General features: G+C 62.9%; 21 protein-coding genes. 15 read left to right on the top strand and 6 right to left on the bottom strand.

Features of this window, described 5'->3' with window-relative positions; genetic code table 11:
• Positions 1 to 110 precede the first annotated feature (110 nt).
• The 3 genes from MHY87_RS09165 to MHY87_RS09155 all read left to right on the top strand — a co-directional run bounded on the left by MHY87_RS09165 (position 111) and on the right by MHY87_RS09155 (position 3,429).
• A complete protein-coding gene (locus tag MHY87_RS09165; protein ID WP_239351204.1) occupies positions 111 to 1,271 on the top strand; it encodes an OpgC family protein in 1,161 nt (386 codons plus the stop codon).
• A gap of 2 nt (positions 1,272 to 1,273) precedes the next feature.
• Positions 1,274 to 2,029: an SGNH/GDSL hydrolase family protein gene (locus MHY87_RS09160; protein WP_239351203.1), complete on the top strand. Its 756-nt coding sequence runs from the start codon at positions 1,274 to 1,276 to the stop codon at positions 2,027 to 2,029.
• 77 nt (positions 2,030 to 2,106) lie between these two features.
• A complete protein-coding gene (locus MHY87_RS09155) occupies positions 2,107 to 3,429 on the top strand; it encodes an MFS transporter (RefSeq protein WP_239351202.1) in 1,323 nt (440 codons plus the stop codon).
• Positions 3,430 to 3,547: 118 nt separating this feature from the next.
• Here MHY87_RS09155 and MHY87_RS09150 read toward each other — a convergent pair whose 3' ends face one another.
• The 3 genes from MHY87_RS09150 to xylF all read right to left on the bottom strand — a co-directional run bounded on the left by MHY87_RS09150 (position 3,548) and on the right by xylF (position 6,846).
• Entirely contained in the window at positions 3,548 to 4,327 is a 780-nt protein-coding gene (locus MHY87_RS09150) for an ATP-binding cassette domain-containing protein (RefSeq protein ID WP_239351201.1), read from the bottom strand.
• Positions 4,328 to 4,342: 15 nt separating this feature from the next.
• Positions 4,343 to 5,641, bottom strand: coding sequence for a sugar ABC transporter permease (locus tag MHY87_RS09145; protein ID WP_239351200.1), 1,299 nt, complete (start codon positions 5,639 to 5,641; stop codon positions 4,343 to 4,345).
• Between the two features lie 158 nt (positions 5,642 to 5,799).
• Positions 5,800 to 6,846, bottom strand: a complete 1,047-nt coding sequence (xylF, locus tag MHY87_RS09140) for a D-xylose ABC transporter substrate-binding protein (protein WP_239351199.1) — start codon at positions 6,844 to 6,846, stop codon at positions 5,800 to 5,802.
• Between the two features lie 227 nt (positions 6,847 to 7,073).
• On the opposite strand from xylF, the gene MHY87_RS09135 reads away from it, so the two are divergent.
• From MHY87_RS09135 to MHY87_RS09110, 6 genes are all read left to right on the top strand, one after another.
• Positions 7,074 to 8,282, top strand: a complete 1,209-nt coding sequence (locus tag MHY87_RS09135) for an ROK family protein (protein WP_239351198.1) — start codon at positions 7,074 to 7,076, stop codon at positions 8,280 to 8,282.
• Positions 8,283 to 8,358: 76 nt separating this feature from the next.
• Positions 8,359 to 11,406, top strand: a complete 3,048-nt coding sequence (polA, locus tag MHY87_RS09130; protein WP_239351197.1) for a DNA polymerase I — start codon at positions 8,359 to 8,361, stop codon at positions 11,404 to 11,406.
• Between the two features lie 14 nt (positions 11,407 to 11,420).
• Positions 11,421 to 11,909: a GNAT family N-acetyltransferase gene (locus MHY87_RS09125; RefSeq protein WP_239351195.1), complete on the top strand. Its 489-nt coding sequence runs from the start codon at positions 11,421 to 11,423 to the stop codon at positions 11,907 to 11,909.
• A gap of 57 nt (positions 11,910 to 11,966) precedes the next feature.
• Positions 11,967 to 12,677 carry a glutathione S-transferase gene (locus tag MHY87_RS09120; RefSeq protein WP_239351193.1) on the top strand — a complete coding sequence of 237 codons (711 nt, stop codon included), beginning with the start codon at positions 11,967 to 11,969 and terminating at the stop codon, positions 12,675 to 12,677.
• 76 nt (positions 12,678 to 12,753) lie between these two features.
• The gene (locus tag MHY87_RS09115) at positions 12,754 to 13,041 is read left to right on the top strand and encodes a hypothetical protein (protein ID WP_239351192.1); all 288 of its coding nucleotides are present in this window, start codon (positions 12,754 to 12,756) and stop codon (positions 13,039 to 13,041) included.
• Positions 13,042 to 13,239: 198 nt separating this feature from the next.
• Positions 13,240 to 14,571 (top strand): adenylate/guanylate cyclase domain-containing protein, encoded by a 1,332-nt coding sequence (locus tag MHY87_RS09110; protein ID WP_239351191.1) that lies wholly within the window; start codon positions 13,240 to 13,242, stop codon positions 14,569 to 14,571.
• A gap of 9 nt (positions 14,572 to 14,580) precedes the next feature.
• On the opposite strand, the gene MHY87_RS09105 is transcribed toward MHY87_RS09110, so the two are convergent.
• Positions 14,581 to 15,372, bottom strand: coding sequence for a class II glutamine amidotransferase (locus tag MHY87_RS09105; RefSeq protein WP_239351190.1), 792 nt, complete (start codon positions 15,370 to 15,372; stop codon positions 14,581 to 14,583).
• Positions 15,373 to 15,543: 171 nt separating this feature from the next.
• Here MHY87_RS09105 and MHY87_RS09100 point away from each other — a divergent pair, with 171 nt between their 5' ends.
• Positions 15,544 to 16,950, top strand: a complete 1,407-nt coding sequence (locus MHY87_RS09100) for a sodium:proton antiporter (RefSeq protein ID WP_239351189.1) — start codon at positions 15,544 to 15,546, stop codon at positions 16,948 to 16,950.
• 115 nt (positions 16,951 to 17,065) lie between these two features.
• Here the strand turns inward: MHY87_RS09100 and MHY87_RS09095 are convergent, their stop codons facing one another.
• Together MHY87_RS09095 and MHY87_RS09090 are read right to left on the bottom strand one after the other, a co-directional pair.
• A complete protein-coding gene (locus tag MHY87_RS09095) occupies positions 17,066 to 18,160 on the bottom strand; it encodes an NAD(P)/FAD-dependent oxidoreductase (protein WP_239351188.1) in 1,095 nt (364 codons plus the stop codon).
• A gap of 68 nt (positions 18,161 to 18,228) precedes the next feature.
• A complete protein-coding gene (locus MHY87_RS09090) occupies positions 18,229 to 19,839 on the bottom strand; it encodes a phosphoenolpyruvate carboxykinase (RefSeq protein WP_239351187.1) in 1,611 nt (536 codons plus the stop codon).
• A 509-nt stretch (positions 19,840 to 20,348) separates the two neighbouring features.
• On the opposite strand from MHY87_RS09090, the gene MHY87_RS09085 reads away from it, so the two are divergent.
• The 5 genes from MHY87_RS09085 to MHY87_RS09065 all read left to right on the top strand — a co-directional run bounded on the left by MHY87_RS09085 (position 20,349) and on the right by MHY87_RS09065 (position 24,251).
• Positions 20,349 to 21,047 (top strand): response regulator transcription factor, encoded by a 699-nt coding sequence (locus MHY87_RS09085; RefSeq protein WP_036354150.1) that lies wholly within the window; start codon positions 20,349 to 20,351, stop codon positions 21,045 to 21,047.
• A gap of 91 nt (positions 21,048 to 21,138) precedes the next feature.
• Positions 21,139 to 22,971, top strand: coding sequence for a sensor histidine kinase (locus tag MHY87_RS09080; protein ID WP_239351186.1), 1,833 nt, complete (start codon positions 21,139 to 21,141; stop codon positions 22,969 to 22,971).
• Positions 22,968 to 23,435: an HPr kinase/phosphorylase gene (locus tag MHY87_RS09075; RefSeq protein ID WP_239351185.1), complete on the top strand. Its 468-nt coding sequence runs from the start codon at positions 22,968 to 22,970 to the stop codon at positions 23,433 to 23,435. The genes MHY87_RS09080 and MHY87_RS09075 overlap by 4 nt, the downstream gene beginning before the upstream one ends.
• Before the next feature lie 88 nt (positions 23,436 to 23,523).
• A complete protein-coding gene (locus MHY87_RS09070) occupies positions 23,524 to 23,925 on the top strand; it encodes a PTS sugar transporter subunit IIA (RefSeq protein WP_239351183.1) in 402 nt (133 codons plus the stop codon).
• A 5-nt stretch (positions 23,926 to 23,930) separates the two neighbouring features.
• Positions 23,931 to 24,251 carry an HPr family phosphocarrier protein gene (locus MHY87_RS09065; protein WP_239351182.1) on the top strand — a complete coding sequence of 107 codons (321 nt, stop codon included), beginning with the start codon at positions 23,931 to 23,933 and terminating at the stop codon, positions 24,249 to 24,251.
• Positions 24,252 to 24,439: the final 188 nt, after the last annotated feature.

The raw sequence follows: 24,439 nt of genomic DNA, 5'->3' as shown, positions 1-24,439 counted from the left end.
CCTGAATTCTTCATCGATGCATTCGACTGCATCCTGCCTTGCATTGCGCCGAGGCAACCCCGTCGCCGCCTTGGCGTTTCATATACCGTTAGGAATAGAAGAGCAGGTCGATGGCAGCCTTGGAGCGGAATACGACGATCGATTTTTGGCGAGGTCTCGTCCTCGTGATCATCTTCGTCAATCACATTCCAGGCAATCTCATCGAGCACATCACGCCGCGCAATTTCGGGTTCTCAGACTCGACAGAGGCGTTCATCTTCATATCGGGGCTGTCGGTTGCGCTCGTCTATGGCCCGAAACTTCCGCAGGGCGATCTGTTCGGCGTGGTGAAGCGTTGCCTGAAGCGCGCCTTCGAACTCTATCGGATTCACCTCGCCCTGACGGCGGGCGCCATCGTTCTTTTCTCCATCGGCTATGAACTGAGCGAGGAGATCGGGCTCATCGAAGAACACGGGCGCAATGCTGTGTTCGGCGATACGGCCAAGGGCATCACGGGCATCATCCTGCTCGGACACCAGCTCGGCTATTTCAACATTCTCCCGCTCTATATCGCTCTCATGCTCTGGGCGCCCGTCGCGCTCATCCTGGCGCGAATTCATGCGGGCGTCGCTCTCCTGGTGTCCGGCGGCGTCTATGCACTAGCCCGCATGGGCGTGCTGACCCTGCACAGCTGGCCCGAGCCGGGAACCTGGTTCTTCAATCCGTTTGCCTGGCAATTCCTGTTCACGCTCGGAATCCTGACGGGGCTTCTGATGCTGGAGCGGCCGGTTCCCTACAAGCGCGGCCTTTCCGTCGGCGCTGTCATTTTCCTCGTGTTCTCGGCCCTTGTCACTTCAGCCGGTCTCGGTCTGTGGCCGTGGCTTCCTGAAGTCGCTGCAGCGAAGCTCGACCTTACCAAGCACGATCTGGGCCTTGCCCGCATCCTGCACTTCCTGGCGCTCGCCTATGTGTTGGCGCAGTACAAAATTGGCGATGCGCTGAAGACCACGCGTATCGGGCCTGACCTGATCCGACTGGGGCAGAATGCGCTCACAATCTTTGCCGTTGGCTCGCTCCTGAGTGCTGCAGGGCAGGTCATCATGACGCTGGCGGCCGTTAAATCCTCCGCTAGTCCGCAATTGATCGGCATGGTATTCACCATTCTTGGTATCATTAGTCTTCTTGCACTGGCGCGATATCTCGAATGGAACAAACAAAAGGTGCCTGCCCGCAGAAAAGAGCAGGCAAAGGGGCTCGAATTGTCGCCATCACCGGGGCGGCTTTCTTCCTAAGCTTGGCTTTATTCAACGTGCCGGCCACGGCGTCTTCCGACAACATGGCCTGCGCGACGAAGCGCAATGTTTTCACGGTCAACGACACCGTGCCTTCCCTGACCCGGAAGGTCGCGCGCCATGAACCCATCCGCATTCTCGCCATCGGATCATCCTCGACGGAGGGCGCTGGCGCCTCGTCGCCCGATCACGCTTATCCGGCCCAGCTCGAAGACGAGTTGAGCGAGAGCTGGAAAGACGGCGTCACCGTCGTCAATGCCGGCAAGGGCGGCGAGACGGCTGTCGAAACCATCGAACGGCTTGAGGCTGCCCTCAAGGACCAGAGCTTCGACCTCGTGATCTGGCAGGTCGGCACGAACGACGCCGTCAAGGGCGTCGATGAAGGCGCCTTCCGTGCGCTCCTGGAGCGCGGCATCTCGGCCGTGAAGTCCTCTGGGACGAGCCTGATCCTCCTCGACCAGCAATATTTCCCGACCATCAAGGATACGAGCCGCTACGAACGCTTCGTCCAGGCGGTGAGCACCCTCGGGCAGGAGCGGAAGGTTTCCGTCTTCTCGCGTTACGCCATGATGCAGGATTGGAACAACCGGTCCGCGGAGGAGCTGCGCTCCATGCTCTCGGCCGATGGTTTTCACATGAGCGACAAGGGCTACGATTGCCTCGCCGATCATGTGGCCGATGCCATCGAGACCCTGGTGGAGCAGCCTGTGGCCCAAGCCCCGGCGGCAGGGGCAACGCAGCTCGCGACGGCGCGTTAACATCTCCGCAAGGGCTCGGGTGCCAGCTTCACGCTCGGCCCTCAGGGGCTTAAGCTGAATCATCAATCGAGCCTTTCATGGTCCAAGCCAAACGCCGCCTCACCTTCCGCGATGTCCTGACCGACGGGCGCATCGCGCTCATGCTGCCTTTGGGCTTCTCCTCGGGCCTGCCCTTCCTGCTGGTGTTCAGCACCCTCTCCACGTGGCTTCGTGAAGCCGGCATCTCGCTCACGCTCATCGGCCTGATGAGTTGGGTGGGCCTTGCCTATTCCTTCAAATTTCTCTGGGCGCCCATCGTCGACCGCTATGACGTGCCGGTGCTCGCCCGCCTTCTCGGACGGCGGCGCGGGTGGATGGCGCTGGCGCAGCTCGGCGTGATCGCGGGCCTCATCGGCATGGCCGTCACGGGGCCGCTGGTCAGTATGCCGCTCACCATCGTCTCCGCCGTGCTGATCGCCTTCTTCTCGGCCACGCAGGATGTGGCGATCGACGGCTGGCGCATCGATGCGGCACCCACCGAGCGGCAGGGCATGATGGCGGCAAGCCTCCAGCTCGGCTACCGTTTGGCGCTTCTCTGCGCGGGCGCGGGTGCGCTCTACATCGCGGAACTCGTGAACTGGCCCAGCGCCTATCTGGCGATGGCGGCGCTCATGATCGTGGGCCTTGTCGGCACCCTGCTCGCGCCGCGCATCGATGAATTCCAGGCCCGCAAGAACGTCCCGTTCGCTCAAGCCATCGTCGAACCACTCGCCGATCTCTTCCAGCGCAAAGGCATGATGCTGGTGCCGATCCTGGCGCTCGTCGCCTGCTATCGCCTGCCGGATTTCATGGCGGGCATCATGGCGAACCCGCTCTATATCGACCTCGGTTTCTCGAAGGCCGACATCGCCAATATCTCGAAGCTCTACGGCGTGTGGATCGGCATCGTCGGTGCTTTCAGCGGCGGCTTCGCGCTCACGCGCCTCGGCCTGTGGTGGACGCTTCTGATCGGCGCAAGCCTCGCCGCCGGATCGAACGTGATGTTCTCCTGGCTTGCCGCAGACAATGCCACGCTGACGGGCCTGACGCTCACCATCAGCATCGACAATTTCGCGCAAGGCTTCGCGGGCGCTGCCCTCATCGCCTACATGTCCGGCCTCACCTCACCCGGATTTGCGGCGACCCAATACGCGCTTCTCAGCTCGCTCTATGCACTGCCTGGCAAGCTGATCGGCGGCGCATCCGGCGCGGTGGTGGATGCTTACGGCTATCCGCTGCTCTTTACCGGCACGGCGGCTCTCGGCATCCCGCTCGCAATCCTCTGCCTGATCGTGCGGCGGGATACGCTGGAGACGGTGCGCAAAAAAGAAGAAGCGGAAGCCTCGGCTTCCGCTCCAGTTGTTGCAGGGTCTAGGGCTTAATTCACAGCGTCATCCCGGACGAAGCGAAGCGCAGATCCGGGATCGTGCGCAGAATAGAGCGCTAGTCTCGTCATGCGATCCCGGGTTCTGCTGCGCAGCCCCGGGATGACTGCACTTCTTAACTTGCGCCTGGTCCCGGCGTTGCGCCTGCGGGACACTTGCCGAGGATGATCATGCCGAGCACTTCGTCCTGCGTCACGTCCTGAACGTTGGCGGAGCCCACGAGCTTGCCGTTCTTCATCACGCTGACGCGGTCGGCGAGGCCGAACACGTCGTGGATGTCGTGACTGATGAGGAAGATGCCGATGCCTTCCTTCTTCAGCTGCAGCACGAGATCCGCTACCTGCTGCGTCTCGGCGGGGCCGAGTGCCGCTGTAGGCTCATCCATGATCAGCACGCGCGCGTTGAAGTAGATCGCACGCGCGATTGCCACCGATTGCCGCTGGCCGCCGGAGAGTGCTTTCACCGGCTCCTTGAAGCGCCGGAAATGCGGGTTGAGCCGCGCCATGACCTTGCGGGTCTCGGATTCCATCGTGGCGTCGTCGAGCGTGCCGTAGGGCGTCAGAACCTCGCGCCCGAGGAAGATGTTGCCCGCCGCATCGATGTTATCGGCGAGCGCCAGCGTCTGATAGATCGTCTCGATGCCGAACTTCTTGGCATCGCGCGGCGTGGAGATGTCGGCGTGCTGGCCGTTGACGTAGATCTCACCCGCATCCGGCTTGTAGGCGCCGGAGAGAATCTTGATCAGCGTCGACTTGCCGGCGCCGTTATGGCCGAGCAGACCCACCACCTCGCCGGGTCGCAGGTCGATGGACACGTCGTCCACGGCCTTGATGCCGCCGAAGGCGATGGAGATGTTGCGCATTTCGACGAGAGGCGCGGTTCCATTGTTTTGCATGATACGCGTCCTCTCTTACTTGATGCGACGGCGATAGAGGCTATCGACCCATACCGCCAGCACGAGCACTGCACCGACGACGATGTTCTGCAAGGGCGTATCGACGCCGAGCAGCACCATGCCCGATTGCAGCGACTGCATGACGAGCGCACCGAGCATTGCACCGGCAATCGTGCCGATGCCGCCCGCAAGCGACGTGCCGCCGATGACGGCGGATGCGATCACGTAAAGCTCATCGAGCGTGCCCGCTGCATTGGTGGCGGCGTTCAGGCGCGCAGTAGAGATGCACGCGGAGATACCGCAGAGCAGGCCCATGAGCCCGAACACCTTCATCAGCGCCCAGCGGGTATTGATGCCCGACAGTTCCGCCGCCTCCGGATTGCCGCCGATGGCAAACACGTAGCGTCCGAAGCGGCGGCGTGTGGCGATGAACGTCATCACGAGACCGACGATCACGGCGATCAGCACCGGCAGCGCGACGCCCTGCGAGATGAACAGGCCACCTTCGGGCCAGGTGATGCCGCGAGCCTCGGCCCAGGCGCGGGCCGTGCCCATGGGCATCGGATAGGAATTGGCGATGGCAGCCGCTCCCAGCACTGCACCGCAGGTGATGAGAGCGATCACTGCATCCGCCCAGCCGGGACGCACGGGGAAGCCGAAGCTCAATCGACGGCGGCGGGAGAGCCCGAGCCCGATGATGATGAGGCCGCAGGCAATGGCCGCGATCACCCATGTGGCGGTCGCGCCGAGCGCGCCTTCGACACCGCCGCCGAAAGCCTTGAAGCGCGTATCCATCGGCGCGACGGTCTGTCCCGTCGTGACCCACCAGGCCGCGCCGCGCCACACGAGCAGGCCGCCGAGCGTGACGATGAAGGAGGGAATCCCGAGATAGGCGATGAGCCAGCCCTGGAAGAGGCCGATGGCGCCGCCGACAGCAATCGCAAGCAGCACCGCGAGCGGCGCGGTGAGCCAATGCTCGAGGCCGAGATAGGCGGGCAGCCACTGCACCTGCGCGACGCCGATGATCATGCCGGTGACGCCGAGGATCGCGCCGACCGACAGGTCGATGTTGCGCGTGACGATGACGAGCACCATGCCCGTCGCCATGATCGCGACGGAGGCGGTCTGCACCGAGAGATTCCAGAGATTGCGCGGCGTGAGAAAAACGCCGCCGGAGAGAAGATCGAAGCCAAGCCAGATCACGGCGAGGGCAGCCAGCATGCCGAGCATGCGCACATCGATCTCGAGCTTCGACAGAAGCGAGCCGGATGTGGTGCTGGGAGGCGGCGCGGTTGTGGCAACAGGTGCGTTCATGGTGTCACGCAATTCATCAATGAAGTGTCATCCCCGGCGAGCGAAGCGAGGGAAGGGGATCCACAGGCCAGCGCGCATATGGATCCCCTTCCCCTCCAGCGGCTTTGCCGCCTCCGGCCGGGGATGACACGGAGGCGGCGTATTTTGCAAAAGTCTGCTTAGTTGCAGGCCTTCACCGAGCCTGCCTTCACGCCCTGGCAGACGACTTCCTTGGAAGCCCAGCCTGCCTTGATGACCACGTCGAGGTTGTCCTTCGTGATCGCGACGGGGGTGAGGAAGAGAGCGGTCATGTTCTGCTTCTTCGGGCCGAGGTTCCACGGCTTCGCGCCCTGGATGTCGGCGAGCTTCTTGCCGCTGGCGAGCTGCACCGCGATTTCAGCGGCGTTGCGGCCGAGTTCGCGGGCGTCCTTGAACACGGTCACGGTCTGCGTGCCGAGAGCGACGCGGTTCAGAGCGGCCTTGTCGGCGTCCTGGCCGGAGACCGGCACGGTGCCTGCGAGACCCTGTGCGCTCAGCGCTGCGATCGCGCCGCCTGCGGTGCCGTCATTGGCGGCGATCACGGCGTCGATCTTGTTGTTGTTCTTGGTGAGGAACTGCTCCATGTTCCGCTGCGCGTTGGCGGGCAGCCAGCCATCCGTGTAGGCCTCGCCGACATTCTTGATCTTGCCGGAATCGATGGCGGCTTTCAGCACTTCCATCGAGCCCTGGAACAGGAAGTTGGCGTTCGGATCGGCGCCCGATCCCTTGATGAAGGCATAATTGCCCTCGGGCTTCAGCTTCAGCACTTCACGGGCCTGGAGACGACCCACCTCGACGTTGTCGAAGGTGAGATAGAAGGCCTGCGGAATTTCGATGAGGCGGTCATAGCCCACCACCGCGATGCCTTCGGCGACCGCCTTCTCGACGGCCGGGCGAACGGCGTCCGCATCCTGCGCCAGAATGATCAGCGCCTTGGCGCCGCGGGAGATCAGGCTTTCGATATCGGTGAGCTGCTTGGCGGGCGAAGACTGGGCGTCGGCCGACACATAGGTGCCGCCGGCCTTCTCGACCGCAGCCTTGATGGCGGCCTCGTCCGTCTTCCAGCGCTCTTCCTGGAAGTTCGACCAGCTCACGCCGACCACCGGACCCTTGGCCTGCGCGAGGGCGGCGGAGGTGGAGAGAGCCAAGGCGGCAAGGCTGATGAGAGCGTGCTTCTTGAACGACATAGATTTCCTCCTGGGCCCGGAATTCCCTGCAAGGCCCTGTGCTCATGGCAGGCTGTCTCCCCTTGGCGGGTTGACGAACGTTGGCTCACGCTGCCATGCGTTATATTTCGAGCGGGGAAATAATTATCCTACTCAACCTAGCGTTCAAGCGGCTGCGATCTCATTATTTGGTCGGATAGCCTTTTTATCCCACGATGATTTATTCGTTGCGTGAATAAATAAATGCCATGACCACACCTCCCCTCTCCCCCCGCGAAACCGCCCGGCGGCGTCTTCTGGACGCTTTGCGCCGGGAAGGCCCCATGGCGCGGGTGGAAATCGGCCAGCATCTCGGCATGAGCCCGGCGAGCGTCTCTGAGCTGACGGCGAGTTTCCTGGACGAGGGAATCCTGATGGCGGACGAGGCGGCGGATCAAGGCACGGGCCTGATCCGGGGCCGCCCCAAGACGCGCCTGTTCTTTGCGGATTCGCTGGGCTGCGTCATCGGCGTATGGACCGGCTTCAACCGCATCGAGCTTCGCCTGGTGGACAGCGCAGGCCGCAACCGGGCGAGCCGCCATATCGAGAAGCCGCTGCGCAATCTCGGGGCCGAGGAGCTGATGGATGTCCTGGCCGAGACCATCACCGCCTTCGCCAAGGAAACCGGCGCAACGGATGTGAAGGCCATCGGCCTCGCCTGCCAGGGCTATGTGGATACGCGGGACGGCGTCGTGGCCTGGAGCCCGGTGCTCGGCACCCGCGATCTCCCCTTGGCGGCGGGCCTGAATGAGCGGCTCGGCAAGCCAGTGCTGATCGAGAACGACGCCAGCGCCATGGCGTTTGCCATCGCCCAGCTCAATCCCGATTTCCGCTCAGGCCGCACCGCCTGCCTGATGGTGGGCGACGGCGTTGGCATGGGCTTTCTCATCCAAGGCGAGCTGTATCGCGGCGCGCGCTTCGGCGGCAGCGAGTTCGGCCATGTGCGCCTGCGCCGGAGCGGCCCGCAATGCCGCTGCGGCGGGCGCGGCTGCATCGAGGCTTATCTCGCCGATTACGCCCTGCACCGGGACGCGCAGCTCATCGACCACCGCCCCGCCCCCACCCTGCTGCTGCCGGGCGAGGAGGCCATGGGCACCATCGTGGAGCAGGCCCGCGCGGGGGATCCCGCCCTCCTCAACCTGTTCCAGGAAGCCGGCGAGGTGCTGGGCGATGCGGTGGCGATCCTGATCCAGACGCTGGAGCCGGACCATATCGTGATCTGCGGCCCCGGTACCCGGGCCATGGGCCTTTTGCGCCCCTCCTTCGAGGCCGCCCTCGAATCGCAGACCATTCCGGAACTCAGGGCGCTTGCCGCCATCCACGTGGTGGAATCCTCCCTCGATCTTCTCACCGAGGGCGTGGTGATGCAGGCGCTGAGGGAACTCGACCTCGATTTGGCACGCCTCAAGGCTGCATAACGAAGCCGCGGACGTAGCCATCGGCCCCTGAAAACACTATCTGTAGCGGGTCGAATTCTCTCAACGTCCGAGACCCATGGCTTCCTCCCGTCCCGTCCAAGCCGGCGACCACATCTTCCTCGTCGACGGCTCCTCCTTCATCTTCCGGGCCTACTTCCAGTCCATGAACCAGGACCAGAAGTACAATACCCGCAGCTCGGACGGCATGCCGACGGGGGCCGTGCGCCTGTTCGTCACCAAGCTGCTGCAGTTCATGCGTGACGGCGCGGCGGGCCTGAAGCCCACGCATCTCGCTATCGTGCTCGACAAGTCCGAGGGCTCGTTCCGCAAGGAGCTCTACGAGGATTACAAGGGCCACCGCCCCGACGCGCCGGAAGACCTGAAGGTGCAAATGCCGCTGATGCGCGAGGCGATCCGCGCCTTCGGCCTGGAGCCCGTGGAGTTGCAGCGCTACGAGGCGGACGATCTCATCGCCACCTATACGCAGCAGGCGAAGGCGCGTGGCGCGGATGTGCTCATCATCTCCTCCGACAAGGATCTGATGCAGCTCGTCGGGCCGAAAGTGTGCTTCTACGATTTCGAATCCGGCTCCAAGGGCAAGCCGGGCTACCGCCCCGAGCGCAACCTCGATGAAGCCGCCGTCATCGAGAAATGGGAGGGCATTCCGCCGGAGAAGATCGGCGACGTTCTCGCGCTCATGGGCGACACGTCGGACAACGTGCCGGGTGTGCCCGGCATCGGCCTCAAGACTGCCGCGCAGCTGATCAAGGAATATGGCGATCTCGAAACGCTTCTGGAGCGCGCGAACGAGATCAAGCAGCCCAAGCGGCGCGAGACGCTGATCAACAACGCGGAAGCCGCACGCCTTTCCAAGAAGCTCGTGACGCTCGATTGCGAAGCGCCGGTGCCCGTGCCGCTCGACGATCTGCGCATGCCGGAGCCCGATGCCAAGACTCTCGTCGGCTTCCTGAAAGCCATGGAGTTCAGCACGCTCACGCGCCGCATCGCGGAAATCTACGATGCCGACCCCGCCGCCATCGAGCCCGATCCGCGCCTGATGCCGGGCGGCGAGGCGATCAAGTGGGAGCGCAGCGGCGGATTTGGCGGAGCGAATACCGAGCCGCCGCTGTTCGAGAAAGGCGAAGCGGCTTCCGGCGATGTCGATCCTTTCGCAGGCATGGACCTGCCGGAAACGGGCGCCGCACGCAAACCCATCGAGGGTATCGGCACGCCGTCGCAGCTTGCGGGCAAGCGCGCGACGGAAGCCTCATCCGTTCCCATCGACACGTCGTCCTACGAGACGATCACGGATCTCGCGCGCCTGAAGGAATGGGTCGCGCAGGCCACTGCACAGGGCTATGTCGCCGTCGATACGGAAACGAGCGATCTCGACGCGAACCGTGCGGACATGGTCGGTTTCTCGCTGGCGCTCGCACCGGGTAAGGCCTGCTATGTGCCGCTGCAGCACCGCGACGAATCCGATCTCTTCGGCGGCGGTCTCGTGAAGGGACAGATCCCGGTCACCGACGCGCTCGATGCGGTCCGCCCGATGCTGGAGGACGCATCGGTGCTGAAGATCGGACAGAACCTGAAATACGACTGGATCGTGTTCAAGCGCCACAACATCGATCTGCGCCCCATCGACGACACGATGCTGATCTCCTACGTGCTCGATGCGGGCAAAGGCTCGCACGGCATGGACGAGCTGTCGCGCCGTCATCTTGGACACGCGCCCATCAGCTTCTCCGAGGTCGCCGGTACGGGCCGGAACAAGGTGACCTTCGACAAGGTCGAAATCTCCAAGGCGACCGCTTATGCCGCCGAAGATGCGGATGTTACGCTGCGTCTCTGGCAGGTTCTGAAACCCCGTCTCGTCTCCGAACATCGCGCCACTGTCTACGAGACGCTGGAGCGTTCGCTCGTCGACGTGATCGCGCGCATGGAGATGCGCGGCATTCTCGTGGACCGGCAGATCTTGAGCCGCCTGTCGGGCGATTTCGCGCAGACGCTCGCGCGCCTCGAAGACGAGATCCACGAGATGGCGGGCGAGAAATTCGCCCTCGGCTCACCGAAGCAGATCGGCGATATTCTTTTCGGCAAGATGGGCCTGCCCGGCGCGAAGAAGACGCCTTCCGGCCAATGGGCGACGCCCGCGACACTGCTCGATGAATTGGCTCAAGCTGGTCACGAACTGCCCGCGAAAATCCTCGAATGGCGCCAGCTCGCGAAGCTGAAATCCACCTATACGGATACGCTGCAGGATCACATGCATCCCGAGACGAAGCGGGTGCACACCTCCTTCTCACTTGCGGCTACGACGACGGGCCGCCTCTCCTCATCCGATCCGAACCTGCAGAACATTCCGATCCGCACCGAGGCGGGCCGCAAGATCCGAAAGGCTTTCGTTGCGCCCGAAGGACACAAGATCATCTCGGCGGATTACAGCCAGATCGAGCTGCGCCTGCTTGCGCATATCGCCGACATTCCGCAGCTTCAGGAAGCGTTCGCGAATGGCATCGACATTCATGCGGCCACCGCCTCCGCCATGTTCGGCGTGCCGCTCGACCAGATGACATCCGATCTGCGCCGTCAGGCGAAGACCATTAATTTCGGCATCATCTACGGCATCTCGGCCTTCGGCCTCGCCACGCGCCTCGGCATCGGCAACTCGGAAGCCTCAGCCTTCATCAAGCAGTACTTCGAGCAGTTCCCAGGCATCCGCAACTACATGGACGAGACGAAAAAGTTCTGTAAGGAGAAGGGCTATGTGACCACGCTCTTCGGGCGCGTGTGCCACTACCCGCAGATCAAGTCGCCGAACCCATCCGAACGTGCGGGCGTGGAGCGTCAGGCCATCAACGCGCCGATCCAAGGCACCGCCGCCGACATCATCCGCCGCGCCATGATCCGCATGGAGGATGCCCTCAAGGCCGAGCGCCTCTCCGCGCGCATGCTGCTGCAGGTGCACGACGAACTGGTATTCGAAGCGCCCGACGACGAAGTGGAGGCAACGCTTCCCGTGATCTCGCGTGTGATGACGGAAGCGCCCTTCCCGGCCGTGACCCTGAAAGTCCCGCTAGCCGTTGAAGCCCGCGCCGCGCAGAACTGGGACGAGGCGCATTAGGCCAAAGGTGCTCGATGAAGAGTTCGGCGCTTCATGTGCGGAAAGCCGTGGCTGATGATGCGGAAACGATCTTCCGCCTCACCGCAGGCCTGATCGAGGATCATCTGCCAGGCCAAGCGCCTTGGGTCTCGGCAGATGACATCAAGACGAACGGCTTCGGCGCCGATCCGCTCTTCGAAGCTTTGATCGCCGAGCGCGGCGACAAACCTGTCGGTTTCATCTCGTTCTTTCGCGGCTATGCCGGATGGCGCGGCAAGCCCATGGGCATCGTCCATGCTCTTTACGTGCAGCCGGAAGAGCGCCGCTCAGGCGCTGCACAGGCGCTCATGGCTGGCGTCGCGAAGATCGCGCGTGAGCGCGGCTGGATCCGCATCGAACTCTTTGTCGAGGAAGGGCGACCCGCCATCCGCTTCTACGAGGCCATCGGCATGCGCGATCTTCACCACCGGCATTTGCGCCTCGAAGGAGAGGCCCTGAAGAGAATGGCTGAAGACAGCCTTTGACATCGGGCATGGCAGCACCATCCTTCCTCGTGGTGATGCAGATATCCGGAGCCTTCCATGTCGTACGAACTCTATTACTGGCCCACCATCCAAGGACGCGGCGAGTTCGTGCGGCTGGCGCTGGAGGAAGCGGGAGCCGATTACATCGACGTGGGGCGGGAGTCGGAAGGCATCGCCGTAATGATGCGGATGATGGACCATGCGGAGCATCCGCCTTTCGCGCCACCCTTCCTGAAGGTAGGTGAGACGATCATCGGCCAGACGGCGGCGATCCTTCTTTTTATCGGAGCGCGGCATAACCTTGCACCGAAAGACCCGGCAGGAGGTCTTTGGACACACCAGATCCAACTCACCATTGCCGACTTCGTCGCCGAGGCTCACGACACGCATCATCCCATCGGTGTCGGTCTCTACTACGAGGACCAGAAGGAAGAAGCGCTCAAGCGCTCCGCCGAATACCGCAAGGAGCGCATCCCGAAATTTCTCGACTGGTTCGAGACGATCATCACGCGCAATCCATCGGGCAGCGGGCATCTCGTCGGGAGCTCGCTCACTTATGTGGATCTCTCCTTGTTCCAGGTGGTGGAAGGCCTGCTCTATGCCTTTCCGAAAGCCGCGAAGCGCGCGCTGAAGGAAGCGCCGAAGGTTTCAGCCCAGCATGACGCCGTCGCCGAGCGTCCCCGGATCAAGGCCTATCTCGAGAGTCCGCGCCGCATCCCCTTCAACGAGGAAGGCATCTTCCGGCACTATCCGGAGCTGGATGGTTAACCTTTCTCGGCAACAATCCCTTAAGAGAGCCTGCGCGATGGAAAGCTCTGACAGAACATCACACCAGGAGCCGACGATGATGGAAGGAACGGAAACCGTTGCGAGCCGCCTCTGGCGCGACCGGGTGCAGTTACGGGAGCAGGAGCGCAACGAAGCGCAGGCCCGCCTGCGCGTCGCGGAGGAAAAGGTGGCGATCCTCATGGCCGAGAATGATCGCCTCGCCCTGGAGAATGCCCGCCTGCGCGCACTCCTCAATCCGGATGCGGACGGCCCTCAGGCGCAGGCGGAAACCCAATTGCAGATGAAAGCGCTCAAAGACGCACTCTTGCCGCTGCTCTCGGGCGGCAACGGTTCCGTGAACTGACGCCCAGCTTCCCGGGCTCAGCTTGACTCTGAAGAAAAGGGCTGTCCAAGCCCTTTCTTTTCTTCAAATAGGTTTCGTAGACCTTGATTTAATCGGAAACTGTATAACATATTGACCCTGGGTCAGTTTCCATAAGCTCGAAACCGCCGGTTTAGAGCGAGGGCTCGCTGAAAGTCCTTTCGGGAAGCAGGGTCACGGATGAGACGCAGAACGGCGACAATCCTGGCCAGCGACGTCGTGAGCTTCTCACGGCTGGTCGCTGAAGATGAAGAGGGCACGCTCCGGAGGCTGACAGCCTATCACCGGGCCTGCGAGACCTTTATTGCCCGGCATGGCGGAAAAATCTTCAACACGGCCGGCGACTCGATCATGTGCGAGTTCGAAACCCCTTTGAAGGCCGTGCGTGCCGCCATCGACATCCAGGAAGCGATCAGGGCGCGCAATCTGTCCCATCCGCCCCAGCGCTGGCTGCAGCTCCGCATCGGCATATCCATGGGCGAGGTCACCGAGCGCAACGGCGACCTCCTCGGCATGGCCGTCAATCTCGCCGCCCGCCTCGAAAATCTGGCGAAGCCCGGCGGGGTTTGCGTCTCGCAAGCCGTGCATGAGGTGGTTGCGGGCGAGGTTTCCGTGCCCTTCATCGATCTCGGTGAGCGGGCCGTGAAGAATATTCCCGCCCCGATCCATACCTTCGCCATCGCATGGCCGGGAACGGAGATCGAGGCGGAAGCGGCGCGTCCGATACCGGGCATGAATCGAAAGGCGGCTCTTTGGTTCGGAGGCGCATGCCTCGCGGCGATCCTGCTGGCCGGAGCAGGCCTGATCGGCAGACACCTTGCCTTGCCTGCCGAGCCGCAGATCGCCTCCGTGGCCAATCCCTCTCCTGCTCAACAGGTCGCACAGGGCCTTGTGCTGTCGACTAATCCAGCGGAAACCTTTTCCAAAATTTCGCAGAAAGGCGGATTGATCGAGGATTCCAAATCCGCGCCGGGTCTTTATTACAAAGCTCTGCTCTTCGAGGCGAAGGGCGAAATCTCCGGGGCTCATCGAGCCTATTACAATTTCGCCCGCATGGGTCTGGAGTTTATCGATCCTCACCTGCGCTATGCGGCTCTCGTGCGCGAGCATGAGGGCCCTGCCATGGCGCGTCAGGTCTATGCCGAACTGCATGAGGATGCGCCCACCCGCGCCACTGCCCTCTTGCATGCTCTTCAATTCGACGCCGTGGAACGGGATGCGAGACTCAAGGCCCTTGTAAAGGAACATCCCGATTTTGCGCCGGCCCATTACTTCCTTGCAGAAGAACATTCGGAGGAGCGGCTTGGCGTCTGGTATTCGCCGAGGGATCGTCGGATCGAGCTTGCGTCTCTCGCCGCGTTTCTGAAGGCGTATCAGGAAGGAAGGCTCGACGATTTCTTCCTTGATCATGCCGTGGTGACGGATTGGGTCGACCGAGCCCGCAAAAAGCGCGACCAGCTGGAAGGCCAGCAGAAGAGCGCATCGGCAGAATTATTTAAACTCTTCGAATGATGAGTTCGATCAGGCCGCGAGCTGAGCCATGGCTTCGTTGAGGCAGTGCACGGCCACCGGCTGGCCCGCCCGCGCCACGAGGCTGCAGCCCTTCGGCACCTCGCGCCAGCCGCGCGTCTTGTCGTCGATGGGCTCGGAGACCACGAGCAGGTTGCCTTTTTCCTCGCGGAAATAAAGCGTCGGCGGCTTGGCATCGCAGGCCCAGCGATAGGCCCAGAGATTCTCGCCGTCGGTAAAGGCGGCTGTGAAGCGCAAGGCCTCGTCGATGGCGGCCTCTTCCATCAGGCCACGAATCTGCTTGAGGGTCCGCGCCATCGCGCTCACCGGCTCGTCGGCCAATCCGTTGGCGAGCGCCACGAGGAAGATCGCCTCCGAATCCGTGGTGCCCTGACGGCGGTCGTAAAGCTCGTCGGGGATCATGGCCTCAAGCTTGCGCTTGATGCGGTGATAGCCGCCGATCTGGCCGTTATGCATGAAGAGATAGCGGCCGTGGGAGAAGGGATGGCAGTTCGCCCGCGTCGTCGAGGTACCGGTGGAGGCGCGCACATGGGCGAAGAAGAGGCCGGAGCGCACCTGCTCGCAGAGGCTTCTGAGATTCTCGTCGGACCAGGCGGGGCGCACCTCGCGGTAGATGCCGGGCTCGCTCCGCTCGCCGTACCAACCGATGCCGAAGCCGTCGCCGTTGGTCTCGGTCTTCGCTTCCACCGCATGAAGCGACTGGTGGACCAGCGAATGCGCGGGGGCGCAGACCAGTTCGTCAAGGAAGATCGGCTCTCCCCGGTAGGCAAGAAAGCGGCACATCGGCTCACAACCCCAGGCGCAGCAATATTTTGTAATCTTGTTGTATCTTCTTTCGTTCAAGGTGAATAGCCGGTTAACGCTCCTGCCATTGCGAGGAGAAAAACCTTCCCTTAAACCGTGTCCATAACATCACAGACACGCCGGAGACCCGGCCAAGGGGGAAACCAGATCATGCTTCGCATCTCGAGCGTGGCGCTTGCCGCCGCCCTGACCCTGCTGCCGCAGGTAGCCTTCGCGGCCGAACTCGACGGCGCGGCATTGAGCCTCCTCTGGGCCCTGCCTTTCGCGGGCATCCTTCTCTCCATCGCCCTCTTCCCGCTGCTGGCTCCCCATTTCTGGGAGCATCACCAGGGCAAGATAGCAGCTGTCTGGGGCCTGCTCGTGCTCGTGCCCATGGCCGTGATCCTGAGCCCCTCCACGGCGGTTCAGGCTCTCGCTCATACCGCCCTTCTCGAATACATCCCCTTCATCCTGCTGTTGCTCGCCCTGTTCACGGTGGCGGGCGGAATCCTGGTGCGCGGCAACCTGCATGGCTCTCCCGGCACGAACACGATTCTGCTTGCCATCGGCACCGTGCTTGCGAGCTTCATCGGCACCACCGGCGCATCCATGGTGATGATCCGCCCGGTGCTGCGCGCCAATGACGACCGCAAGCACAACGTCCACGTCATCGTGTTCTTCATTTTTCTCGTGTCGAATATCGGCGGCTCGCTGACGCCCTTGGGCGACCCGCCGCTCTTCCTCGGCTTCCTGCGCGGCGTCGACTTCTTCTGGACCACCACGCATCTCTTCCCCGAGACGCTGTTCGTGAGCGGCATTCTGCTCGCGCTGTTCTTCGTGGTCGACGCGGTGATCTACCGTAAAGAAGGACACGTGAAACCGGACCCGACGCCCGACAATCCGGTGCGCGTGACGGGCGGCATCAACTTTCTGCTCATCCTCGTCATCATCGCCGCGATCCTCATGAGCGCGACGGTGAATCTCGGACGCGTGACCGTGCTGGGCTCGGAGGTCGAAATCGCCAATGCGCTGCGCGATGTCATCATGATCGCGGTGACGGTGGTTTCCCTCATGCTCACGCCGAAAGCGAACCGCGCAGAGAACGGCTTCTCTTGGGGGCCGATCAAGGAAGTGGCGAAGCTGTTCGCGGGCATCTTCATCGCGATCATCCCCGTGCTCGCCATGTTGAAGGCAGGCGCGAACGGGGCCTTCGCGCCTCTCGTGGCCCTGGTGACGAACCCGGACGGCACAGCCAACAACGCCGCTTATTTCTGGCTCACGGGCGGCCTGTCGTCGTTCCTCGACAACGCACCGACCTATCTGGTGTTCTTCGAGCTCGCCGGCGGCAACGCACAGGCTCTCATGACCACCGGCGCGATGACGCTCGCAGCCATCTCGGCCGGTTCGGTGTTCATGGGCGCGAATTCGTACATCGGCAACGCACCCAACTTCATGGTCTATGCAATCGCCCGCGAGGGCGGCGTGAAGATGCCGAGCTTCTTCGGCTATCTCCTCTGGTCCGGCGGCATCCTGCTGCCGATCTTCCTCGTCACGACGCTGCTGTTCTTCAGGGCGTAAGCACAAACGTCATCCCGGACGGCGTAAGCCGATCCGGGATCGCTCTCAGAATGCAGCGTCCTTCTCGCCACGCGATCCCGGGTTCTGCTGCGCAGCCCCGGGATGACGTTTGACATCAAGCGTCCAACCGCTCCGCCACATCCTCCGCAATCGAGAGGCACGAGGTAAGCCCTGGGCTCTCGATGCCGAAGAGATGCACGAGACCGGCAAGCCCATGCTCCGCCGGTCCGTCGATCATGAAATCCGCCGCCTTCTCGCCGGGGCCCGTGAGCTTTGGGCGGATGCCTGAATAATCCGGCACCAATGCGCCATCCGGCAGGCCGGGCCAATAGCGGCGGATGGAGGCGTAAAAGCTCTCCGCGCGTGACGGCTCGACTTCGTAAACCTCACGCTCGACCCATTCCACATCCGGCCCGAAGCGCATGCGGCCTGCAAGGTCGAGCGTCACGTGCGTGCCCAGGCCGCCATCGACGGGTGCGGGATAGATCAGGCGCGAGAAGGCGGGCTTGCCGAGGCAGCCGAAGTAATTGCCCTTGGCGAGCACGAGCGGCGGCACCCGCTCCGGCGCGTAACCTTCCGTGGCGCTGGCAATTCCTTGTGCGCCGAGGCCCGCTGCATTGACCACCGCATCGACGGCGATCTCCGTGGGCTCAGGCCCGCCCACATGCACGTTCCATCGCGTTCCATTTTGCGCGATCCGCTCGACAGGCGCGTGAAACGCGATCATGCCGCCAGCCGCTTCGAGATCACCCTGGAGCGCCAGCATCAGCGCATGTGAGTCGATGATGCCCGTCTCACGCGACAGCACGGCTCCGGTGCAGGAGAGGTTCGGCTCGAGTGCTTTCGCTTCTTCCGCGCTCAGGAAAGACAGGCCTTCGACGCCGTTCGCGATGCCCTGCTGGTAGATGCCCTCGATCTTCGCCTGCTCGAGATCGTTCGTCGCAACGATCAGCTTGCCGCATTTTCTGTACGGCACACCATGGCTGTCGCAGAAGGCGTAAAGCATGCGCCGTCCGTTCACGCAGTGGCGCGCGCGAAGCGAGCCTTCCGGATAATACATGCCTGCATGGATCACCTCGCTGTTGCGCGAGGACACGCCGTTGCCGATGCCGCCGGTTTTCTCGGCCACGATCACACCATGGCCTTGCATGGCAACAGCGCGAGCTATCGCCAATCCGACAACCCCGGCACCGATGACGAGAACATCCATGAGAACTCTCTTGAAACGAAAACGGCGGCCCGAAAGCCGCCGTTTCTATAACTTAACAATCGCAGTTTTTAAGCCGCAATCGACATTTGCGGTGCTGCCGAGCGCACGTCGGAATCGACGTGGTTCTCGAAGCGCTTGAAGTTCTGATTGAACATGTCGATCAGGCGCTTGGCGGTCTCGGCGAACTCCGCCTTGTTCTGCCAGGTTTTCACGGGATACAGGATGTGCGGCTCGACGCCGGGCACCGAGGTCGGCACCGCGAAACCGAAGTAAGGATCGCGGCGGAAATCGGCGCGGTTCAGCGAGCCGTCGAGGGCAGCGGTGAGCAGGCGGCGCGTGACGCGGATCGGCATGCGGCGGCCGACGCCGTATTTGCCGCCGGTCCAGCCCGTGTTGACGAGCCAGCAATCCACGTGATGCTTGGCGATGAGATCGCGCAGCAGGTTGCCGTATTCCGAAGGGTGACGCGGCATGAAGGGCGCGCCGAAGCAGGTGGAGAACGTCGCCTCCGGATCCTTCACGCCCTTTTCCGTGCCAGCCACCTTGGCGGTGTAGCCGGAGAGGAAGTGATACATGGCCTCGGCCGGCGTGAGCTTGGCGATGGGAGGCAGGACACCGAAGGCATCGCAGGTGAGCATCACGATGTTCTTCGGAATGCCCGCGCGGCCCGTGGCGCTCGCATTCGGGATGAAGTCGAGCGGATAGGCGCAGCGCGTGTTCTCCGTGCGCGACGCATCGTCGAAGTTCGGAATGCGGGTGATCGGGTCGATCACCACGTTCTCCAGCACCGTGCCGAAGCGCTCGGTGGTGGAGAAGATTTCCGGCTCCGCTTCACGCGACAGGCGAATGGTCTTGGCGTAGCAGCCGCCTTCGAAGTTGAACACGCCGTTCGGGCCCCAGCCATGCTCGTCGTCGCCGAGCAGGACGCGGTTCGGATCGGCGGAAAGCGTCGTCTTGCCGGTGCCGGAGAGGCCGAAGAACACGGCGACATCGCCGTCATGGCCCACATTGGCGGAGCAATGCATGGGCATGACTTTTTGCGCGGGCAGAACGTAGTTGAGATAGGTGAAGACCGACTTCTTCATCTCGCCCGCATAGGAGGTGCCGCCGATAAGCACGATCTTGCGGGTGAAGTCGCAGGCGATCACCGTCTCGGAGCGGCAGCCGTGACGGGCCGGGTCCGCCTTGAAGGACGGCAGGTCGATGATGGTCAGCCCCGGTACGTAATCCTTCAGCTCGCCTGCCTCGGGGCGGATGAGCAGGTTGCGGATGAAGAGCGAATGCCAGGCGAATTCCGTGAACACGCGCGCCTTGACCCGGTAAGCCGGGTCCGCGCCGCCATAGAGATCCTGCGCGAACAGCTCCTTGCCCTCGGCATGAGCCAGGAAATCCTGCAGCAGGGTGTCGAAATGGCCGGGGGTGATGGAGCCGTTATTGTCCCACCAGACGGTGCTCTCGGTGGCCTCGTCGCGGACCACGAACTTGTCCTTGGGCGAACGGCCCGTATGCACGCCGGTCTCAGCCAGGAGAGCGCCGCCCTTCACGAGCTTGGTCTCGGCTCTTTGCAGGGATTGCTCGTAGAGTGCGGGGGCCTCAAAGTTCCAGTAGACTTTCTTGAGATTGCGGAAGCCGATAGCCTCCGCGCCTTGAGCGCTGTTGAAGACGCCGATGTTATCCACGGAAGACTTCTCCTGGTCGCCGATCGCCGAGCGGCCGGATGCGCCGCTCTCCGATGGCCTTATGTGATTACCTTCAGGCGGCGGCGGTCATAGTCCCGCGAAACCGCCCGAACTAAGCATGTTTAGGTCAGCGGCCCTTGCCGTCAACCGAGGCATTCCATGGCATTCTATTTTTTGCGACGCTAGGTCTAAACGCGCCGGTTGGGGCCGATTTCCCGCATTTGCCGCAATTCTTTGGGAGGATTGACGGATTGTAACGTTCCCGCGCAATGCTTTCAGGTTCCGGGCGGATGACCCCGAATGCGGCATAAAACGGTTCTCAATCCGTTCATCCCCGGTTGAACCTACACCTCTTAGACACCACTATCGGGAGGCCCCGCCCTGGAGATGGGCTGGGGGCAACCATATTTATGCCATCAGTAAGGCGCAGTTGGGCACGATTTGAGGCCGATTGCGTTATCGAACGACATGTCACGCGGGCCTCGTCCGTGTCAGCCAGGGAAGAGTTCATGCCCACGATCGCCCTTGTCGATGACGATCGCAATATCCTGACTTCCGTCTCGATCGCTCTCGAGGCGGAGGGCTACCGCATCCAGACCTATACCGACGGGGCCTCTGCCCTCGACGGCCTGAAGCATGCGCCGCCGGATCTTGCCATCTTCGACATCAAGATGCCCCGCATGGACGGCATGGAGCTTCTGCGCCGGCTTCGCCAGAAATCCGACCTGCCCGTGATCTTTCTGACCTCCAAGGATGAGGAGATCGACGAGCTGTTCGGCCTCAAGATGGGTGCGGACGACTTCATCCGGAAACCCTTCTCCCAGCGCCTGCTGGTCGAGCGCGTGAAGGCGGTTTTGCGCCGCTTCGCGCCCAAGGACCAGAGCGCCCCCAAGGAAGCCGATCCGAAGGCCCTGGAGCGCGGCCAGCTCAAGATGGACCCGGAGCGCCACGCCTGCACCTGGAAGGGCGAGCCGGTCACGCTCACCGTCACCGAGTTCCTGATCCTGCAGGCGCTCGCCACCCGTCCCGGCGTGGTGAAGAGCCGCAACGCCCTCATGGATGCGGCCTATGACGACCAGGTCTATGTGGACGACCGCACCATCGACAGCCACATCAAGCGCCTGCGCAAGAAGTTCAAATCCGTTGACCAGAGTTTCGAAATGATCGAGACCCTTTACGGCGTCGGCTATCGCTTCAAGGAAGCCTGATGCCGTGAGACTGCCTGTCGAAGGCAAAGGACAACCAGGAAAGACGGTCACGCTCCGGAAGCATCTTTCGGATCGTGCCTGAATGAGCGGCATGAAGGCTGATTTCATCCACGCCGAGGCAACCGACGATCCGCCCGAGCCTCGCGGTTTCCTGGCCCGGCTGAAGAACTTCGGCCGCATGCTGTCCCAGCGTGCCTCGTCGAGCCTGACGCGCCGGATCGTCATGCTCAACCTGGCGGGCCTCATGGCCCTGCTCGTCGGCTTTCTCTATCTCAACCAGTTCCGCGAAGGCCTCATCGAGGCGCGGGTGCAGAGTCTGCTGACGCAGGGCGAGATCATTGCCGGCGCCATCGCCAGCTCCGCGACGGTGGAGACCAACACCATCACCCTCGATCCGGACCAGCTCCTGCAGATGCAGGCGGGCGAGACCGAGCGCCTCAACGACGAGAGTCTCTCGTCGCTCGAATTCTCCATCAATCCGGAGCGCGTCGCGCCTCTGCTGCGCCGCCTCGTGACGCCGACCCAGACCCGCGCGCGCATCTTCGACCGCGACGGTCTGCTTCTGCTCGATTCCCGCAGCTTCTATTCCCGCGGCGATATCCTGCGCATGGACCTTCCGCCGGTCGCCAACGTGGAAGACACCGCAAGCTTCATCGAGCGTATTTGGAACAGTGTGCGCAAGATGTTCAGGCGCACGAAGCGTCCCGTGCTCGAAGAGGCGGGCCCCGCCAACGGCAGATCCCTCACGGAAGTTCAGCAGGCCTTCTCAGGCCAGCAATCGAGCGTGGTGCGCGTGAACACGCGCGGCGAGACCATCGTGTCCGTGGCGGTGCCGATCCAGCGGTTCCGCACGGTGCAGGGCGTGTTGCTGCTCTCGACGCAGGAAGGCGACATCGACGCCATCATCGCCTCGGAACGCTTCGCATTGCTGCAGGTCTTCCTCATCGCCGCCCTCGTGATGATCGTGCTGTCGCTGTTTCTGGCAGGCGCAATCGCCGGTCCCGTGCGCCGTCTCGCGGAAGCGGCGGAGCGTGTTCGCTGGGGCACGAAATCACGCCAGGAAATTCCGGACTTCACCAACCGCTCCGATGAGATCGGCCACCTCTCGGGCGCGCTGCGCGACATGACGAAGGCGCTCTACAACCGCATCGACGCCATCGAGAGTTTCGCGGCGGATGTGGCGCACGAGTTGAAGAACCCGCTCACCTCCCTGCGCAGCGCCGTGGAAACGATGCCGCTGGCCCGCAGCGACGATTCCCGCGCCCGGCTCATGTCTATCATTCAGCACGACGTGAGGCGTCTCGACCGTCTCATCAGCGACATCTCCGACGCCTCGCGTCTCGATGCGGAATTGGCCCGCGCCGATGCGGAACCGGTGGACATGGCGCGTCTGCTCGAAGCCGTAGTGTCGGTCGCCAACGAGCGCCGGCAGGAGCACGATCCGCATATCGAACTCAACCTTGAGAAACACGCGCGCGGCCGCGATGCCTTCCTCGTGCTCGGGCACGACAGCCGCTTGGGTCAGGTGTTCAACAATCTCATCGACAATGCCCGCTCCTTCTCGCCGCCCGATGCTGCCGTTCGCGTGACGCTGCGGCGGCGTAAAGCGGATGTGGAGATCCTGGTGGAGGACAGCGGCCCCGGCATCGAGCCCGACGCCCTCGACCGCATCTTCGAGCGCTTCTACACAGACCGGCCAGAGCAGGGCTTCGGCCAGAACTCTGGCCTCGGGCTCTCCATCTCCCGCCAGATCATCGAGGCCCATCGCGGCACGATCCGCGCCGAGAATCGTCCCGGCCCGCCGGATGAAGACGGCGAGCCGACGCGCCTGGGCGCCCGCTTCATCATCCGCCTGCCCACGGCGGAGAGCCCGAAGGGCAGGAAGGAACAGGCGAAAAAAGCTCAGGGAGCGAAAACCCCTTGAGCAAGCCGGAGACCATCCAAGCTTCCTGCCATGCCTCCTGCGTCGTTATCGGCGAGGCAGGCGTCCTGATCCGGGGACGCGCGGGCTCCGGCAAGTCGACGCTCGCCCGCGAGATGGTGCTCCACACGATCCAGGCGGGCCGGTTCGGCTGCCTCGTCAGCGACGACAGAACCTGCCTCAGGGCTGAGCACGGACGCCTTCTGGGAAGCCCGGTCGAGCCCCTGGCCGGGCATCTCGAGATCCATGGCTTAGGCATCGTCCGTCAACCTTACGAAGAATCCGCCGTCATCCGCCTCGTGATCGACCTGAGCGAAGATCCGCCTCGCCTACCGGAACCCGAAGACGGCAACATTGTTCTATGCGGCGTCATGGTCCCTCGCATCCGCATGCGTGCGGGGGCAAGTTTTGCAAGCATCGCGCTGGGCCGCCTGAGTGGTGTTTGCGACACGGTCGTGACACTGTGATGAACTTTTCCTCTCAACGCACTTGCGCTAGGCTTCGCGGTGCACAAAATAGCGGCTCCGCTCTCGGAGCGTTCGGACCTGGAACATTATGATTGGAATGGTGCTCGTCACCCACGGGCAGCTCGCGACGGAATTCAAAGCCGCGCTGGAGCATGTCGTGGGCCCTCAAGAGCAGCTCGAGACGATCACGATCGGCCCTGACGACGACATGGAAACACGGCGTAAGGACATCATGGCCGCCGTGTGCCGGGTCAATTCGGGCCACGGCGTCGTGGTTTTGACCGATATGTTCGGGGGTACGCCCTCGAATCTGGCGCTTTCCTGCATGAACGGCGGCTCCGTCGAGGTGGTCGCCGGCATCAACCTCCCCATGCTCATCAAGCTGGCTTCCGTCCGCGACGAGGAGGCCTTGGGCGACGCGGTCTCGCACGCCCAGGAAGCCGGGCGGAAATATATCAACATCGCCTCGCGCGTCCTGTCTGGAAAATAAGAACCATGGATCGGTCCCTCGACCAGGATTGTCCCCCCGCTCCTATTCCCGAGGGGGCTGAGGCCAGGGAGCTTCCCATCATCAACAAGCGCGGCCTTCATGCCCGCGCCTCGGCCAAGTTCGTGCAGACGGTCGAACGCTTCAATTCCGATGTCACCGTGACCCGATGCGGCGAGACCGTGGGCGGCCGCTCGATCATGGGTCTGCTGACGCTAGCCGCGGCCCAGGGCACCAGCATCACCGTTACCGCCAAGGGCCCGGATGCCCAGGATTGCCTCCAGGCCATCGACGACCTGCTCGCCAACCGGTTCGGCGAGGACGAGTAAGGTTTTTTCGCTTCAGCGCCTTACCCCTCTATCATCCCCGGACTTGTTCCGGGGATCCACGCCCTTACGCCTTTGCGCTTCCTTAGGGCGTGGATGGCCGGGCTTGTCCCGACCATGACGGGGAAGAACCGATCCGTCGCTCCTCCGAAAAACATATAAAGACATCTTTATATCTTGATTGCCTCTCG

This window comes from Microvirga sp. ACRRW (assembly GCF_022346925.1).
In the GTDB taxonomy this organism is placed as follows: domain Bacteria; phylum Pseudomonadota; class Alphaproteobacteria; order Rhizobiales; family Beijerinckiaceae; genus Microvirga.
Note: the sequence above shows the minus strand (reverse complement) of the source record. Positions and strands in the feature narration are given on the sequence as shown.